We start from the raw sequence: 14,205 nt of genomic DNA, 5'->3' as shown, positions 1-14,205 counted from the left end.
GGGTCAGCCGTCGCACATCCACTGGTGCAGGGTGGTCAGAAGGGTGGCCTTTCCCGCCGGCTTGGTCAGGAAATCGTCCATACCCGCTTCGATGCAGCGCATGCGGTCCTCCGGCTGGCCGTTGGCGGTGAGCGCGATGATCACGACCCGCCCGTGCGGCGGCGGCAGCGCGCGGATCGCGGCGGTGGTCATGGCGCCATCCATGTCCGGCATCGCGAGATCCATCAGAACGGCATCCGGGGCCCTTTCCGAATCGCGCATGACATCCAGCGCCTCCGTACCCCCGGTTGCCAGGGAGACGGTGAAACCGACGCTGGACAGGATGGCTTCGGTCACCAACAGGTTGGTCGGGCTGTCGTCCACCACCAGGATGTGCCCACCCCGCTCCCTTGCCCAGTTCACCAACAGGGACAACCGATCCGAACGGAGAGGAGCTGCCGGCGCGGTGACGTGCGGGTTGAGGAAAGCCATGGTCGAATCCCGAAATGAGTTGCAGAATGCAACGCGCTTTGCGAGGCGGCGAGGCGGAACAGTCTTGCAACCTGCGGCACGTTGCCGTTAACGCGCTCTTAACTGCAAAGGTCGGGCCAAGCGGCGTCGGCGGAAGGAAGAATGATGGGCGGCGTGGATCGGGTGTGGATCGCGTGGGCGGGGCTGCAGGGCGCGGTCGCGGTGGCCGCCGCCGCGTACGCCAGCCACGGGCTGGCCGGTGTGCCGCAGGCGCAGGACTGGGCGCGCACCGCCAGCCAGATGCAGCTGTGGCACGCGCTCGCCCTGATCGCGGCCGCGCTCTGCTGCGGGTACGCCCACGGTGTGGCCCGCATCGCGCTGCGTGCGGCCGGCTGGCTGTTCCTCGTCGGCGGTCTGTTGTTCTGCGGGTCTCTGTACGGCTTGGCGTTCGAACGCCCGCTTCCGCTTCCCATGGCGGCCCCGGCCGGCGGCATGGCCCTCATCCTGGGATGGGTGGCGGTCGCGGTGGCGGCCCTGGCACCGGAGTGGGTGGCCCGGCGCGGGTCCTGACCCGCGCGTCCGACGATCCGATCAGTTGCTCCGTCCCGTCGGCCGGGCGCGGTGCGCCAGCCGCAGGCGCAGCCCGTGAAGGTGCGGGTTGTGGCGCAGGGCCATCTCGGCGGCGGCGTCGGCCTCCGCGAGCGCGCCGTTGCGCTCGCAGATGTGGGCGAACCCCGCGATGGCGCCGAAATGCCGCGGCTCCCTGCTTAACGTCTGCTCGATGTCGAGCAGCGACGCGGTGTCGTTGCCGCGCAGGAAATGCAGCGTCGCCCGCTTGTTCCAGGCCTCCGCCCAATCCGGATCGTGGTCGAGGATGGCGTCGAACCGTGTGGCGGCGGTGGTGAAGTCGCGCAGTGCCAGGGACGCGATGGCCGCGTGCATGGCCTTTTCCAGATCCGGCCGGGAATGGCTGGTCCAGATCGCCCAGATCAGATCTTCCGTCTCCCCCGCGTCGAGCACGCCGTTGTCCTGACGGAGCCGATGGAACAGGGCTGTAAGCCGGCGGGGCAGGGCCGGATGCGGCGTGCGCTCGGTGCTGTCCAGGACCAGCGCGAGGACGCGGCGGATCAAGGGGGGCAGCGGCTCGGTCATGGTCGCCGCCCTTCGCGCGAGCGGGGCGACATACCGCGGAACGTCAAGGCGGCGACGCCGCTCCGCACGCCCACGCCGATGTGCCACATCATGGATCTTTCCCTCTGCTGTTCCGGTGTGCTGACGCCATGGACGGTCATTGCGGGCGGAACGCGCGCACCGGGCCCCCTGGCGGTCGCGGCCGGCCGCGACATGTCATTGCCGGAGCCGTCCGCCGGCACGCCGCATCGCCCAGGAGCCAACCCATGCGCATCCTCCCGATTCCCTTGGTCCTTCTGATCCTCTGGTCGGGCGCCGCGGCGGCCGAGCCGAGGCGCTACGTCATCGATCCCGAGCACGCCACCGTCGCCTTCCTCGTCCGTCACATCGGCTACGCCTCGGTCCTGGCCAGCTTCCTGAAGCTGGAGGGTGCCTTCACCTATGATCACGACGCGCGGACGCTGGACGATCTGGTCGTGTCCATCGACGCGCGCAGTGTGTTCTCCAACCATGCCGCCCGCGACGAGCATGTCCGCGGCCCCGACTTCCTGGATTCCGGGCGGAACCCCGTCATCCGATTCGTCGGAACGCGCGCCGAACCGACCGGTGACGCCACCGGCCGCGTGTACGGCGAACTGACGGTTCGCGGCACCGCCCGGCCGGTCGAGATCGCGGTCACGCGCAACAAGATGGGGCCTTACCCGTGGGGAGAGAACTACGTTGTCGGCATTTCTGCCCGGACAACGCTGAAACGCAGCGATTTCGGCATGACCTACGGGCTTGAGGGCGATCTGGTCGGGGACGAGGTCGAGGTCATCATCGAACTGGAGGCGATTCGCCGGCCCTAGGATCACCGGCCGCCGGACCGGCGGTCGGCCGCTTACCCGTCGGCTTTGACGGCGCGCGTGCCATCCATGCCCAGCCCGTCCAGAAGATGGCCGGCCCGGGTCGCCTTGGCCGCGAGATAGCGGCGGTTCTCCACGGTCACCAGACCGATGAGGGCGCTGCGACCCACCACCTCGATGCCGGCCCGGGCAAGGGCGGCGATCTTGTCGGGGTTGTTCGTGAACAGGCGCACGCGCCCGAACCCCAACCGCAGCAGCATGGTGGCGGCGAGGTCGTAGCGCCGCTCGTCGGCGCCGTACCCCAGCACCGCGTCGGCATCGATCGTGTCGAGCCCGTGGTCCTGGAGGTCGTAGGCGCGCATCTTGTTGGCAATCCCCGTGCCGCGCCCCTCCTGGTCGAGATAGACGAGAACGCCGCCGCCCTCGTCGGCAAGCCGGGCCACCGCCTGCCGCAGCTGGTCGCCGCAGTCGCAACGCAGCGACGCGAACAGGTCCCCGGTCAGGCAGGCCGAGTGCAGCCGCACCGGAACCGGGCGGTCCGGGTCCGGACTGCCGACGATGATCGCCACCTGGTCGCGCAGCCCGGCGCCGCCGCGGAACACCACGAAGACGGTCTCCACGCTCTCCGCCAACGGAACCCGTGCGCGCGAGACGATTTGGAGCGGGTGGGGCGCGCCGTCCGCCCCCTCCGTCAGGGCGGCAAGAGGCACGCGGTGGACGCCGGCCGGCACCGGGCCGCACAGCCCGGCCGGGACCATCAGCACCGCCGGCAACAGCAGGGCCAGCTTCGCCAGACCGATCGCGGCCTCCGCGATCCTGTCGGCCGGGTGCCAGACGGCCGGTCCGGGAGCGTCGATGCCGCCGGCGAGCCGGCAGGCGGCGTCATGCCCCATGCCCGACAGCGGGACGGCGACCGCACCGTCGGCGGGAAGCCCCAGCACGCGGGCGCGCGGTTCCGGCAGCGTGAGAACGGCGCCACCGCCGGCCAGTGTCGCGAAGGCGTCGAAGGTGGCGGGGGAGATGGTGTCGATCGTCGCCACGAGCGTGGCGCCCGTGTCACCTTCGATCACCACCGGCCGGCCGGCGCGCAACTCGGCCACGGCCCGATCCACGGTGACCTGAACGCCGTCGCGGAAAAGATGTGCGAACGGCGTCGGCTGGCTGTTGGAACGCATTATGGTCTCTATCCTCCGCCTTGGGCCTCTTGCGCTTGGTCGCCGACATTGAGATTGCGGCCGCGGCGCCCAGATCAAGCGGCATATCGTTCGGCCAATCAGCGAACCACGGAGCGGCGATGACACCGGTCGGCACCCACCCGGAACTTTGGGGGCAACTTCTGGACCGGGCCGCGGGGCGACCCGCAGCGGCACCGACGTTCGAGGCGGATGGCGAAGCGGCCTGTGTTTTCTGGCGCTTGTACGCCGGCGTCGCCGCCCCGGATCATCGGCCCTTCGTCATCGGGCAGCTGGGCCAGTCGCTGGACGGGCGCATCGCGACGCCGTCCGGCCATTCGCATTACGTCAACGGACCCGAGGCGATCACCCATCTGCATCGCCTGCGCGCGTTGGTGGACGGGGTGCTGGTGGGGGTGGGCACGGCGGTGGCCGACGACCCGCGGCTGACCGTGCGCCATGTGCCCGGCCGCAGCCCGGCGCGCATCGTCATCGACCCGCGCGGTCGGCTGCCGGAAGATGCGGCCCTGCTCGCCGACGACGGCTGCCGCGTCATCGTCGTCCAGTGCGCCAACGTCCGCCGTCCGCCGCGGGTCGAACCGGTCACCGTGGCGGAGCGCGGCGGGCAGATCGCGCCGCGCGACGTCGTGCAGGCGCTCGCCGCGCGCGGCGTGCACCGGCTGCTGGTGGAGGGCGGGGCGCAGACCGTATCAGCCTTCCTCGCGGCGGAGGCGCTTGACCGGCTGCACATGTGCGTAGCGCCGATCCTGATCGGATCGGGCCCGACCGGGATCACCTTGCCGCCCATCGAACGGCTGAACGCAGCACTTCGGCCCGTGGCGGAGGTGGTCCGCCTCGGGCGCGACGTGCTGTTCGATTGTGATCTGCGGGGATGAGTGGACGCGGGTCAGGGACTCTCGAAAAAGCCCCCGCCATTTCCGTCGCCGCCCGACCCCAGGGGGCCCTGCACGGGCGGGGGAGGGGGCTCGCGGTGGTGATGGACGCGGGCGATGGTGCCGGCGAGCTCCTGGAGTTCGACAAAATTGTCGGCCTGACGGCGCAACTCATCCGCCACCATGGGCGGCTGGGACCGGACGGTGCTGATCACGCTGACCCGCACGCCCTTGCGCTGCACGGCCTCCACCAGCCGCCGGAAGTCGCCGTCACCGGAAAACAGCAGGATGTGGTCCACATGGTCGGCCATCTCCATCACGTCGATGGCGAGCTCGATGTCCATGTTGCCCTTGATCTTGCGCCGGCCGGACGCGTCGGTGAATTCCTTCGTCGGCTTGGTCACCATGGTGTAGCCGTTGTAATCCAACCAGTCCACCAGCGGCCGGATCGGCGAGTATTCCTGATCCTCCACCAATGCCGTATAATAGAATGCGCGCATCAGCCGCCCCTCATTGGCAAAACCGTCGCGCAAGCGCTTGTAATCGATATCGAAGCCCAGTGAACGTGCCGCCGCGTAGAGATTCGCTCCATCGATGAACATGGCCAAGCGTTCTTCTTTGTAAAAGAGCCTGGAAACCTCTTTGGGCAATACGGTTGTCCGTTCCAAAGGTCTATTCCTTCTTCAACAGATTGTAATTTATGAGCGATGCAGGCAAATCGCACTGCACCAGTCCATAATGTTAGGGCGTTGTCGCGGAACGCACAAGTCCGAAACAATCGTTCTTGGTATGGGGCACAAATCGGTATCCGACGGTGGGTCATCGGGCAAGTCGCCGCGGCTTTCGCCGATGCCCTTTCCGGCACACTCCCACTCCGGTTGGCGTGTGATCGTCATGAATGATGGGCCGGCATTGTGACCAGCTTGTGATCATACCGCGGACCGTCGTGCCATGATCCTGATCAAAGGGGGCGATGGAAAAACCACTTCGCACATGCGGGATATTTTGCCACCATGGCCCGACCGGCACGCGTCCGCTCGCTCAGGGAGCCGCTCCGCCATGACCGACACCACCATGCCCCCGGAGGCATTCACCATCGCGCCGCAGCCGCTGGACGGACTGGACGGGGACGCGCTCGACGGTTATCTGGCCGGACTGATCCTGGCGCAGGCCGCCCGTGAGGACCGGCCGCTCACCGAGGCGCTGGGGCTGCCGCCCGGCCCGCTGGCAGGACTGGTCCACCAGCTTCGGCCGGACGCGGTCCAACTGCTCGACGGAGCCGTCGGGGATACCGGCGAGGACGCGATCGAGGAGGCGGACCTGCGCGCTTTCCTGTTGGAGCACCGGGCCGGGCGCGGCGCCGTGGAGGAGTGGCTGGCCGCCATCGTGGCCCGGCGCAGCCTGGCGCCCAACCATCTCTGGCAGGACATGGGCTTCACCAACCGGCGGGAGCTGAACGCCTTCTTCCGCCGCCACTTCCCGGCGCTGGTGGCCCTCAACAGCGGCGACATGAAGTGGAAGAAGTTCTTCTACCGCCAGCTCTGCCTGCGCGTGGGCATGCTGATTTGCAAATCGCCCAACTGCGAGGTCTGCGACGACTTCGCCGCCTGCTTCGAGGCGGAGGAGGGCGACCCGCTCTCCACCCTGGCGCAGATGGGGCGGGGCGCCTGACCGCGGGAGGGCCGGCGGGCCGTCAGCCCGCCAGCTTCGCCTCCAGCGCCGCGTTCTTGATCGACTTCTGCAGCTTCTCGAAGGCGCGCACCTCGATCTGGCGCACGCGCTCGCGGCTGATGCCGTATTTCTGCGACAGGTCCTCCAGGGTGGTGGGGTTGTCGCGCAGCCGGCGTTCGGTGAGGATGTCGCGCTCGCGGTCGTTCAGGCCTTTCATGGCCTGGACCAGCAGCTTGCGGCGCTTGCCCATCTCTTCCTGCTCGGCCAGCGTGATCTCCTGGTTGGAGCTCTCGTCGACCAGCCAGTCCTGCCATTCGCCCTCGCTGTCGGCGCGCAGCGGCGCGTTGAGCGAGTGGTCGGGGCTGGCGAGACGGCGGTTCATCGCGATCACGTCCTGCTCCGGCACCTCCAGCTTGGTGGCGATGGCGGCGACATGCTCGGGCGACAGGTCGCCCTCGTCGATCGCCTGCATCTGGCCCTTCAGCTTGCGCAGGTTGAAGAACAGCTTCTTCTGCGCGGCCGTGGTGCCCATCTTCACCAGCGACCAGGAATGCAGGATGTATTCCTGGATCGCCGCCCGGATCCACCACATGGCGTAGGTGGCGAGGCGGAAGCCGCGGTCGGGATCGAATCGCTTCACCGCCTGCATCATGCCGACATTGCCTTCGGAGATCAGCTCCGACAGCGGCAGGCCGTAGCCGCGATACCCCATGGCGATCTTCGCCACCAGCCGCAGGTGGCTGGTCACCAGACGGTGGGCCGCCTCCGAATCGCCGTGTTCGCGCCAAGCCTTGGCCAGCATGAACTCCTCGTTCGGCTCCAGCATCGGAAATTTGCGGATTTCCTGCAGGTAGCGCGACAGGTTGCTCTCAGCGCTGATGACGGGAATGCTCGGAAGTGTCGTCGCCATGCTCACCCTCTCCCGGCGGCTGTTCACCCCTCGTTGCCTCGGAGGCCATCGCCACCACTATGCCACGCCCATGATCCACCGCCACCCCCAGAATAACCGAGTCCGGCGGTCGGTCATAGAGTTTTACGTTCCATCCAGCCTTGCGATCAGCGCGGCCATGTCGGCCGGCAGAGCGGCCTCGAACCGCATCGGCTTGCCCGTGCCTGGATGGACGAATTCGATCGCCGCCGCGTGCAGGGCCTGACGCGGAAACTCAACAAGGGCCCGGCGCACCGGTTCCGGCAGCGCCGCCGTCTTCGACCCGGTCGGCCGGGCCGTGCGCCCGCGGCCATAGACGGCGTCGCCGACCAGCGGGTGGCCGGCGTGCGTCATGTGCACCCGGATCTGATGGGTGCGGCCGGTCTCCAGCTTGCACTCCACCAGCGCCGCCGACAGGCCGTAGCTGGAGCGCACGCGGTAGCGGGTGGCGGCGTGCTTTCCGCCGCTCGCGACCACCGCCATCTTCTTACGGTCGGCGCTGCTGCGCCCGATGTTGCCCTCGATCCGCCCCTCGCGCGGCGAGGGCACGCCCCACACCAGCGCCAGATAGGTGCGGCTGAGCGAACGGTCGGCGAACTGGGCGGTCAGCGCGTGGTGCGCACGGTCGTTCTTCGCCACAACCATAAGGCCGCTGGTGTCCTTGTCCAGCCGGTGCACGATGCCGGGCCGGCGCACGCCGCCGATGCCCGACAGGCTGTCGCCGCAATGGGCGAGCAGCGCGTTGACCAGCGTGCCGTCGGCGTTGCCCGCCGCGGGGTGGACGACGAGGCCGGCCGGCTTGTCCAGTACCACCACGTCCTCATCCTCGTGCACCACGGTGAGCGGGATGTCCTGCGCCACCGGCTCGGCCGGTTCGGCGTCGGGCACCGTCACCTCGTAGCGGTCGCCGGCGCGCACCCGCAGCGACGCGTCGGCCACCGGCCGGCCGTCCGCGCTCACGCAGCCCGACTCCAGCAGCGCCTGCACCCGCGACCGCGACAGGTCGGGGATCGAGACGGCCAGCGCCTTGTCCAGCCGTTCGCCGGCCAGCGCCTCGCCGATCACCACGCGCGCGGGGCCGCCGGCGTCAAGGCTTCCGCCGTCTTGCGGGTTGCCGATCTCGTGATGGTCGGGCATCGTTGCGCCGCTTTCCCCGTCGAACATTCGTGCACCCGAAGTGGACCTCATACCGTGAAGGCACTCAAGGCCGCCGTGGTCATCATGGGCCTCCTGATCGTGGTCGGTGTGACCATCCTGATCATGGAGCTTGCCAACCGAAACCGCGACCCCGACCGCCGCGCCGGAGGCGACGACCCCGGCCGCATCGCCGAAACCGACCTGGGCCTGCCCGACGACGCGGCCATCTCCGAGATGGTGGTCGTGGGCAACCGACTGGCGATCCGCGTCACCATGCCGCAGGGCGGTGACCGCGTGTACCTCATCGACCCGAAGAACGGCGCCGTGACCGCGACCGTGAGCACGACCAGAATTCCGCAACGCGTAGGGACCGCGCAGTGATGGCCGTCACACACGATTTCCGCAGCGACAACACCGCCGGTGCCGCGCCCGAGATCCTGGACGCGCTCGCCCGCGCCTCCAGCGGCGGCGCGCCGTCCTACGGCGCCGACCCCTGGACCGCGCGGGTGCAGGAGCGGATCGCCGCCCTGTTCGAGACGGAGGTGGCGGTCTTCCCCGTCGCCACCGGCACCGCCGCCAACTCCCTGGCCCTGGCGGCGCTGACGCCGCCCTGGGGCGCCGTCTACTGCCACACCGACAGCCACATCCAGGGCGACGAGTGTGGCGCGCCGGAGCTGCAAACCGGCGGGGCCAAGCTGATCGACCTGCCCGGTGCCGACGGCAAGCTCGACCCTGCCATCCTCGACACCGCCATCGCCGACACCGGCGCTGGCTCGGTCCACCGCATCCAGCCGGCGTCGGTCAGCCTGACCCAGGCGACCGAGGCCGGCACCGTCTACAGCGTGGAGGAGGTGAAGGCCATCACCGCCGTCGCCCGGGCCCATGGGCTGGCCGTGCACATGGACGGCGCCCGCTTCGCCAACGCGCTGGTGACGCTGGGCTGCAGCCCGGCCGACGCGACCTGGCGGGCGGGGGTGGACGTGCTGACGCTGGGCGCCACCAAGGGCGGCTGCCTCGCCGCCGAGGCGGTGGTGTTCTTCCGCCCCGAGTTGGCGCGCGACTTCGCCTTCCGCCGCAAGCGCGCGGGGCACCTGTTCTCCAAGATGCGCTTCCTGTCGGTGCAGCTGGAGGCGTGGCTGCAGGACGACCTGTGGCTGCGGCTCGCCAGACACGCCAACGCCATGGCCACCCGCCTCGCCCGCGGCCTCGCCGGCATCGAGGGGGCGGAGCTGATCTTCCCGGTCCAGGCCAACGAGATCTTCGTGCGCCTGCCCGAACCCGCCATCGCCGTGCTGGAGCGGACGGGCTTCGGCTTCTACCGCTGGGACGGCCCGCTGCTGCGCCTCGTCACCTCCTTCGACACGCCGCAGGCCGCGGTGGACGACTTCATCGAAATCGTGCGCACCGCGAAAAAAACCGCTTGATCCCCCGGAAACCGTCGGCTATCTAACCGCCCACGCCGACGACGTCCCCTTCGTCTAGAGGCCTAGGACACCGCCCTCTCACGGCGGTAACAGGGGTTCGAATCCCCTAGGGGACGCCACTTACCGTGCGTCAATCAGCTCAAGCACTTACGGAAGCCGGAACGGCCCTGTGTACCACTCGTGTGTACCAGTGGGGCCGACGTGGGCTTGCAGTCATTCCTCCTCCGACGTGGCGCGACGTACTCCTACCGCGTGCGCGTTCCCCGTGACCTTGTGCCGTTGCTGGGCGGACGGCGGGAGCTGAAGAAGGCGCTTGGCACCGCATGTCCGGTCACGGCAAAGTCCCGCGCCGCCGTCATTCATGCGGCGGTTCAGACCCTGATCGCGAGACTGCGGATGACCAGCCTCCCGGCGGATGCCGAAGCGTTTCTCGAATTCATGAAACGGGCCACCGAGTGGTCCGAGGCGATGCTCATCGAGCACCTCGACCACCTTCCGCCGGATCAGCAGGCCGAGTTCCGCCACCACGCCGCCACGATCCGGACGGCGCTGGCCGGGGCCAGGGCGCATGTGAAGGTGGCGGAGCTTGAGGAGGTCAACCGCGGCCTGCAACGAGCTCTTGCCCGGGGCGCGGGGCCGGGTGTCCCGGCGGAGGAGATCAGCGTCATTGTCGAGCGGATGGAGGCGATCGCGGCGCAGGCCACTCCCGATCCGTTCAAAGGCCTGGACGACAAGGCTAAGCTCCCGATTTCCAACTTCCTCGATGCGTTCCTCGCAAAGAAACGCCTCAGCAGAAGCAGCGTGTACAACTATAAACGCTGTTTCCGAATGCTGACAGAGTGTCTTGGGAACAAGTCTGTCGGCTTGATCGATACCCGCGATTTGCAGAAGTTTCACGAGTTGCTGATGGACACACCGAGCGATAAGGGTGATGGAAATTTTCTAAAGCATGACACCATCTATCGCTACATCAGCAACGTCAGTTGCTTCTTTGATGAATTTGCTATTCCAAACCATTTGGCGAATGACAATCCAACACGGCGGGTTGTGGTTCTTCCGGATAAAGATAGTGACAGCGACGAAGACAACCCATCCCGGCGCCCATACACCATCGACGAATTGACCATCATCTTCGATGCTCCTCTCTATCGTGGATGCAAATCCGAGCGCCGAATCGACGAACCGGGAGAATTCATACTGCGAAATCACAAGACCTACTTTCCGCTGGTTGCCCTATTTTCGGGAATGCGCCTATCCGAAATCGCTCAACTTGAGTTTGACGACATCGTCGAGCACAATGGCCGTCCGCACTTCAGCGTGAACCGTAAGTCCCTTCACGGACACAAGAAAACAACCAAGACGGAAAGCTCGATCCGCTTTGTTCCGATCCATAAAGAATTGGAGAGATGCGGTTTCTTTGATTACATAAAGCGACGCGAGTCCGAGCCGAACGTTGGGAGAATTTTTCCAGACTACCGATATAGCAATTGGTGGAACCAAGTGTTTCTTGTCCGGCGGGGCTTGAAGGAAGACGCACTGGTCTTCCACTCATTCCGCCACACGTTCCGTGACGCGTTGCGGGAAGCAACGGAGAGTGACGAATCGGTTGATCGGATACTTGGTCACCACCATGACGGCACCGGACCACGCTACGGCGACAAACGCAAGCGGCTCCACCGGGAGTCGGAGGTCATCGAAACCGTGGCGTATCCCGGCCTCGACCTCAGCCACCTCCGTCAGTAGGCAGCCTCTCCCCAGGATCAGAATTTTTCCTTCTGCACCACTTCAGAGTCGAAGCGCCTGTCAACGAATCGGCACGACATGTGATTCGATGGGGGTTGACGCTCTCCACAAGGGCGAACACCTTGGAAGGAACGCGCCTCGCTGTCACAGGGCGGCAACCCTCGGCGAGGCGCATTCGCAGGAGTTCGGACAGGATGTCTGACCTTTTCCGCGCCGTCAACAATAGCGTTGCCGCCACCCTCCCGGGTAGGTGACGGCCCGGCCGCATAGTCAAGCGGCCGGTCAACCCAACACTGCACCCCAAGACGTCAACAAATTTGGCCTCTCCGTCCCGCTTCCGGCGTTCGCCCGCCGGGGACAGCATTCCGTCACGACCACGACCACCCGGAAGCCCGCCACCCGTGCCGCACGTCGGCGGTCGCTTCCTACCGGGGACGTCAAGATTGCCACCAGCACGGTTCCGTTGCTGGTCGCCCCGGCCTCAGCAGAGCGCGACAGGCCGGAGGCCGCCGCGGCCTCTGCCCCGCCACTTGCCCCTGGACGAAAGCTCGAACGATTTCGGCAGTTGCCACTGGCGTGGCGAGTCCGGGTGCAGCAGGCGTGCGGCGGCACTGGAGAAGAGGACGTCGGAGCACTCGAATGGGCGTTGGAAGAAGCGCCTCAGCCACCCGAGGCCGCCTTCATCTTGGGGCGGCTGGGAAATGATGGAAGCAGGCTCAGCCCGAAGGCGCAGGCCCATGCGGACGCCCTGGCCGTCGATGTCGCACTGTGGCGTGCCGAGGTCCGGGCATGGGAAGAGGCCCGGCCGCTGCACGATCTGGCGAGCGCCGTCGAGCGCCGCGCCGCCCGGCTGGAGCACGTCGATGCCGGGGCCTTGCGGTTCCTCGACGACGACGAGGAACGCTTGACCGAAGAAGCCCGACGCTTGGCCGACGTCGGCTTCGCCCGGCGGCAAATCATCTTCTGGCAGGGCGACGACGCCGTAGACATGATGCCCCACCCGCGGGAGGGCGACATGCCATCCCTGCGGCGGCGGCTTCGCCGCTGGATCGGGAGAGCCGACGCCCACGCCGCGGCGGTCCTTGGGCTGGTCGGCGGGCGGCCGGGCGGAGGGGGCGCGAAGTTCGTCACCAACTGGAGCCTTGGCCGCTGGGAGCAGGTCCAAGCGAAGAACGAAGCCTTCCTCGCCGAGCGGGAGGCGGTGAGCGAGGTCGGAAAGGTGGTGAACCTCGCCATGGTCGCGAACGAGTCGGTCAAGGCCGCGGCGGCCTCGTGGTACGCCATCGTGCTGGGGATGGAGGAGCGCGCCAGACGGGTGGGATACGTGGCCGTCTTCGTGACCGCGACGTTACCTCCCCGTTACCATCTCAACCCGCGGCACGGCGATGCGGAACACGGTGATCCTGCCCTCTCGCCGTGGATCGGCGCGCAGGAACTGGCGAGGCGCTGGCATGCGGCCTTGTGCCTTGCCCGGCAACGGGGAGTCAATCCGTTTGGGGTGCGTACGGTGGAGCCGCACACCGATGGATGCCCGCACGCCCACGCGCTCCTCTATGTCGCACCGGATGAATTGGGTGACCTCGAAGCCTCCCTCCGTCAGCACTTCCCTGCCGACGGAGGCGATGCCAATGCGGCCCTCAAGGTCCGCCTGATCAACGGCGGCACCGCGGCTCCGACGAGCTACGTGATGCACTACGTTCTCAAATGCGTCGGCCCGGCGGATGACGAGGAGACGCGGCGATTCCGCGCGTGGGCCAGCCACGTGGGCGTACGGCGGTTGTCGCTTGTGGGCCTTCGGCAAGGCACTATCGGGCTGTTCCGGGCGGCGTACCGGACAACAAAGAGCGACACGCCGCCCGCCGAGCCTCGCGCCCGGGCGGTGTACCGGGCGATGCGCCGGAAGCGGTGGGCGACCGCGCTGGCGCTGTTGGGAGCGTGGTCGGTCACTCCGCGGTTCCGGCCCGAGCGAGAGATCCGCGTCAACTGCTGGGGCGAGGACGTCCGGCACACGATCGGTTGGTGCAACGCGCGGACCGGGAAGCATTCCCTCGCTCGGCAACCCGTCCGGTGGGCGATTCGAAAGATCACCAACGTATTGATTGGGAACGCTCTTTCAATTGTCACCAGTTACCCAAGGGGCGCCCCGCCGGACGGTGGCGTCCGCCAACGCCCGCCGGACAAAGGCCAGCATGACCCGTAGGCGTGGGGGGGCCGCTTCGCTCCACCCCCCACACCCCCAGATCGGAACGGCCCTGCCGGGGGCCACATGGGCGCGCTTCGCGCGCTCGAACCAGGCGGTCGTGGGCCGCCTGGTTCGAATTCCGGGCGCTTCGCGCCGGGGGTGGCCGGGGGCCGCATTCACCACGATCCCTTCCATTTTGCGGGTATCATGATATCGGATGTCCCTGCGAAGGCATCCTGCGGCCAAAAGGTCGCGTAATTTTGTTGCGTAGTGTTAAAATGAGTCGCTTTTCGGTCGACCTTCCTGGCCGGGGCGCCTCCGAACGTCCATCGAGAAATGGTGTATGGGTCAGTGCACCAGGAGGTGCTACCACCCACTGGGTCGGCTGGTGCCGAGCTTCCCCGCGAACGTCAGGAATGCCGAGGCTGGCGGCCACAATTAGCGACGTCCACGATGTTGGCCGCTCATCATTCGCCCGGCGGTCACAATGACGCCGTTCCGTTATGGAACCAAACTCTCACCTCAGCTGCACTAGAATATTGTCGCTCCCGCCGGACGGTGCGTTCCCGTTGGTCAGCATCAATCAACCGGGCGCCCTGTATAGGCGACGACCGCGTCTTCAAGAGTCG

General features: G+C 67.4%; 14 protein-coding genes and 1 tRNA gene. 9 read left to right on the top strand and 6 right to left on the bottom strand.

Annotated elements, in window-relative coordinates:
* Positions 1 to 3 precede the first annotated feature (3 nt).
* Entirely contained in the window at positions 4 to 402 is a 399-nt protein-coding gene (locus tag HL658_RS21050) for a response regulator (protein WP_180284565.1), read from the bottom strand.
* A 210-nt stretch (positions 403 to 612) separates the two neighbouring features.
* Here HL658_RS21050 and HL658_RS21045 point away from each other — a divergent pair, with 210 nt between their 5' ends.
* Entirely contained in the window at positions 613 to 1,020 is a 408-nt protein-coding gene (locus tag HL658_RS21045) for a DUF423 domain-containing protein (RefSeq protein WP_246337751.1), read from the top strand.
* Positions 1,021 to 1,041: 21 nt separating this feature from the next.
* Here the strand turns inward: HL658_RS21045 and HL658_RS21040 are convergent, their stop codons facing one another.
* Positions 1,042 to 1,602: a tetratricopeptide repeat protein gene (locus tag HL658_RS21040; RefSeq protein WP_180284564.1), complete on the bottom strand. Its 561-nt coding sequence runs from the start codon at positions 1,600 to 1,602 to the stop codon at positions 1,042 to 1,044.
* Between the two features lie 245 nt (positions 1,603 to 1,847).
* Here HL658_RS21040 and HL658_RS21035 point away from each other — a divergent pair, with 245 nt between their 5' ends.
* Positions 1,848 to 2,429, top strand: a complete 582-nt coding sequence (locus tag HL658_RS21035; protein ID WP_180284563.1) for a YceI family protein — start codon at positions 1,848 to 1,850, stop codon at positions 2,427 to 2,429.
* A gap of 32 nt (positions 2,430 to 2,461) precedes the next feature.
* Here the strand turns inward: HL658_RS21035 and ribA are convergent, their stop codons facing one another.
* Complete coding sequence (gene ribA, locus HL658_RS21030) at positions 2,462 to 3,526, bottom strand: GTP cyclohydrolase II RibA (protein ID WP_211109804.1); 1,065 nt, start codon at positions 3,524 to 3,526, stop codon at positions 2,462 to 2,464.
* Between the two features lie 194 nt (positions 3,527 to 3,720).
* On the opposite strand from ribA, the gene HL658_RS21025 reads away from it, so the two are divergent.
* Complete coding sequence (locus HL658_RS21025) at positions 3,721 to 4,494, top strand: RibD family protein (RefSeq protein ID WP_180284561.1); 774 nt, start codon at positions 3,721 to 3,723, stop codon at positions 4,492 to 4,494.
* Positions 4,495 to 4,505: 11 nt separating this feature from the next.
* Here the strand turns inward: HL658_RS21025 and HL658_RS21020 are convergent, their stop codons facing one another.
* Positions 4,506 to 5,093: a LabA-like NYN domain-containing protein gene (locus HL658_RS21020; RefSeq protein ID WP_246337763.1), complete on the bottom strand. Its 588-nt coding sequence runs from the start codon at positions 5,091 to 5,093 to the stop codon at positions 4,506 to 4,508.
* 457 nt (positions 5,094 to 5,550) lie between these two features.
* On the opposite strand from HL658_RS21020, the gene HL658_RS21015 reads away from it, so the two are divergent.
* On the top strand, positions 5,551 to 6,162 hold the full coding sequence (locus tag HL658_RS21015) for a nitrogen fixation protein NifQ (protein ID WP_246337750.1): 612 nt from the start codon (positions 5,551 to 5,553) through the stop codon (positions 6,160 to 6,162).
* A 22-nt stretch (positions 6,163 to 6,184) separates the two neighbouring features.
* Here the strand turns inward: HL658_RS21015 and rpoH are convergent, their stop codons facing one another.
* The gene (gene rpoH, locus HL658_RS21010; RefSeq protein WP_180284560.1) at positions 6,185 to 7,072 is read right to left on the bottom strand and encodes an RNA polymerase sigma factor RpoH; all 888 of its coding nucleotides are present in this window, start codon (positions 7,070 to 7,072) and stop codon (positions 6,185 to 6,187) included.
* Positions 7,073 to 7,195: 123 nt separating this feature from the next.
* Entirely contained in the window at positions 7,196 to 8,227 is a 1,032-nt protein-coding gene (locus HL658_RS21005) for an RluA family pseudouridine synthase (RefSeq protein ID WP_180284559.1), read from the bottom strand.
* Between the two features lie 54 nt (positions 8,228 to 8,281).
* Between HL658_RS21005 and HL658_RS21000 the strand changes: the two genes are divergently transcribed.
* The 5 genes from HL658_RS21000 to HL658_RS20980 all read left to right on the top strand — a co-directional run bounded on the left by HL658_RS21000 (position 8,282) and on the right by HL658_RS20980 (position 13,594).
* Entirely contained in the window at positions 8,282 to 8,608 is a 327-nt protein-coding gene (locus HL658_RS21000) for a hypothetical protein (protein WP_180284558.1), read from the top strand.
* Positions 8,608 to 9,651 carry a threonine aldolase family protein gene (locus HL658_RS20995; RefSeq protein ID WP_180284557.1) on the top strand — a complete coding sequence of 348 codons (1,044 nt, stop codon included), beginning with the start codon at positions 8,608 to 8,610 and terminating at the stop codon, positions 9,649 to 9,651. Before HL658_RS21000 ends, HL658_RS20995 begins: the two co-directional genes overlap by 1 nt.
* Positions 9,652 to 9,694: 43 nt before the next feature.
* Positions 9,695 to 9,770: transfer RNA gene (locus HL658_RS20990), tRNA-Glu, on the top strand.
* 88 nt (positions 9,771 to 9,858) lie between these two features.
* Positions 9,859 to 11,394, top strand: a complete 1,536-nt coding sequence (locus tag HL658_RS20985) for a DUF6538 domain-containing protein (RefSeq protein WP_180284556.1) — start codon at positions 9,859 to 9,861, stop codon at positions 11,392 to 11,394.
* 589 nt (positions 11,395 to 11,983) lie between these two features.
* Positions 11,984 to 13,594 (top strand): replication endonuclease, encoded by a 1,611-nt coding sequence (locus tag HL658_RS20980; RefSeq protein WP_180284555.1) that lies wholly within the window; start codon positions 11,984 to 11,986, stop codon positions 13,592 to 13,594.
* Positions 13,595 to 14,205 lie beyond the last annotated feature (611 nt).

This window comes from Azospirillum oleiclasticum (genome assembly GCF_013423485.1).
In the GTDB taxonomy this organism is placed as follows: Bacteria; Pseudomonadota; Alphaproteobacteria; order Azospirillales; family Azospirillaceae; genus Azospirillum; species Azospirillum oleiclasticum.
This window is presented reverse-complemented; position numbering and strand designations above follow the sequence as displayed.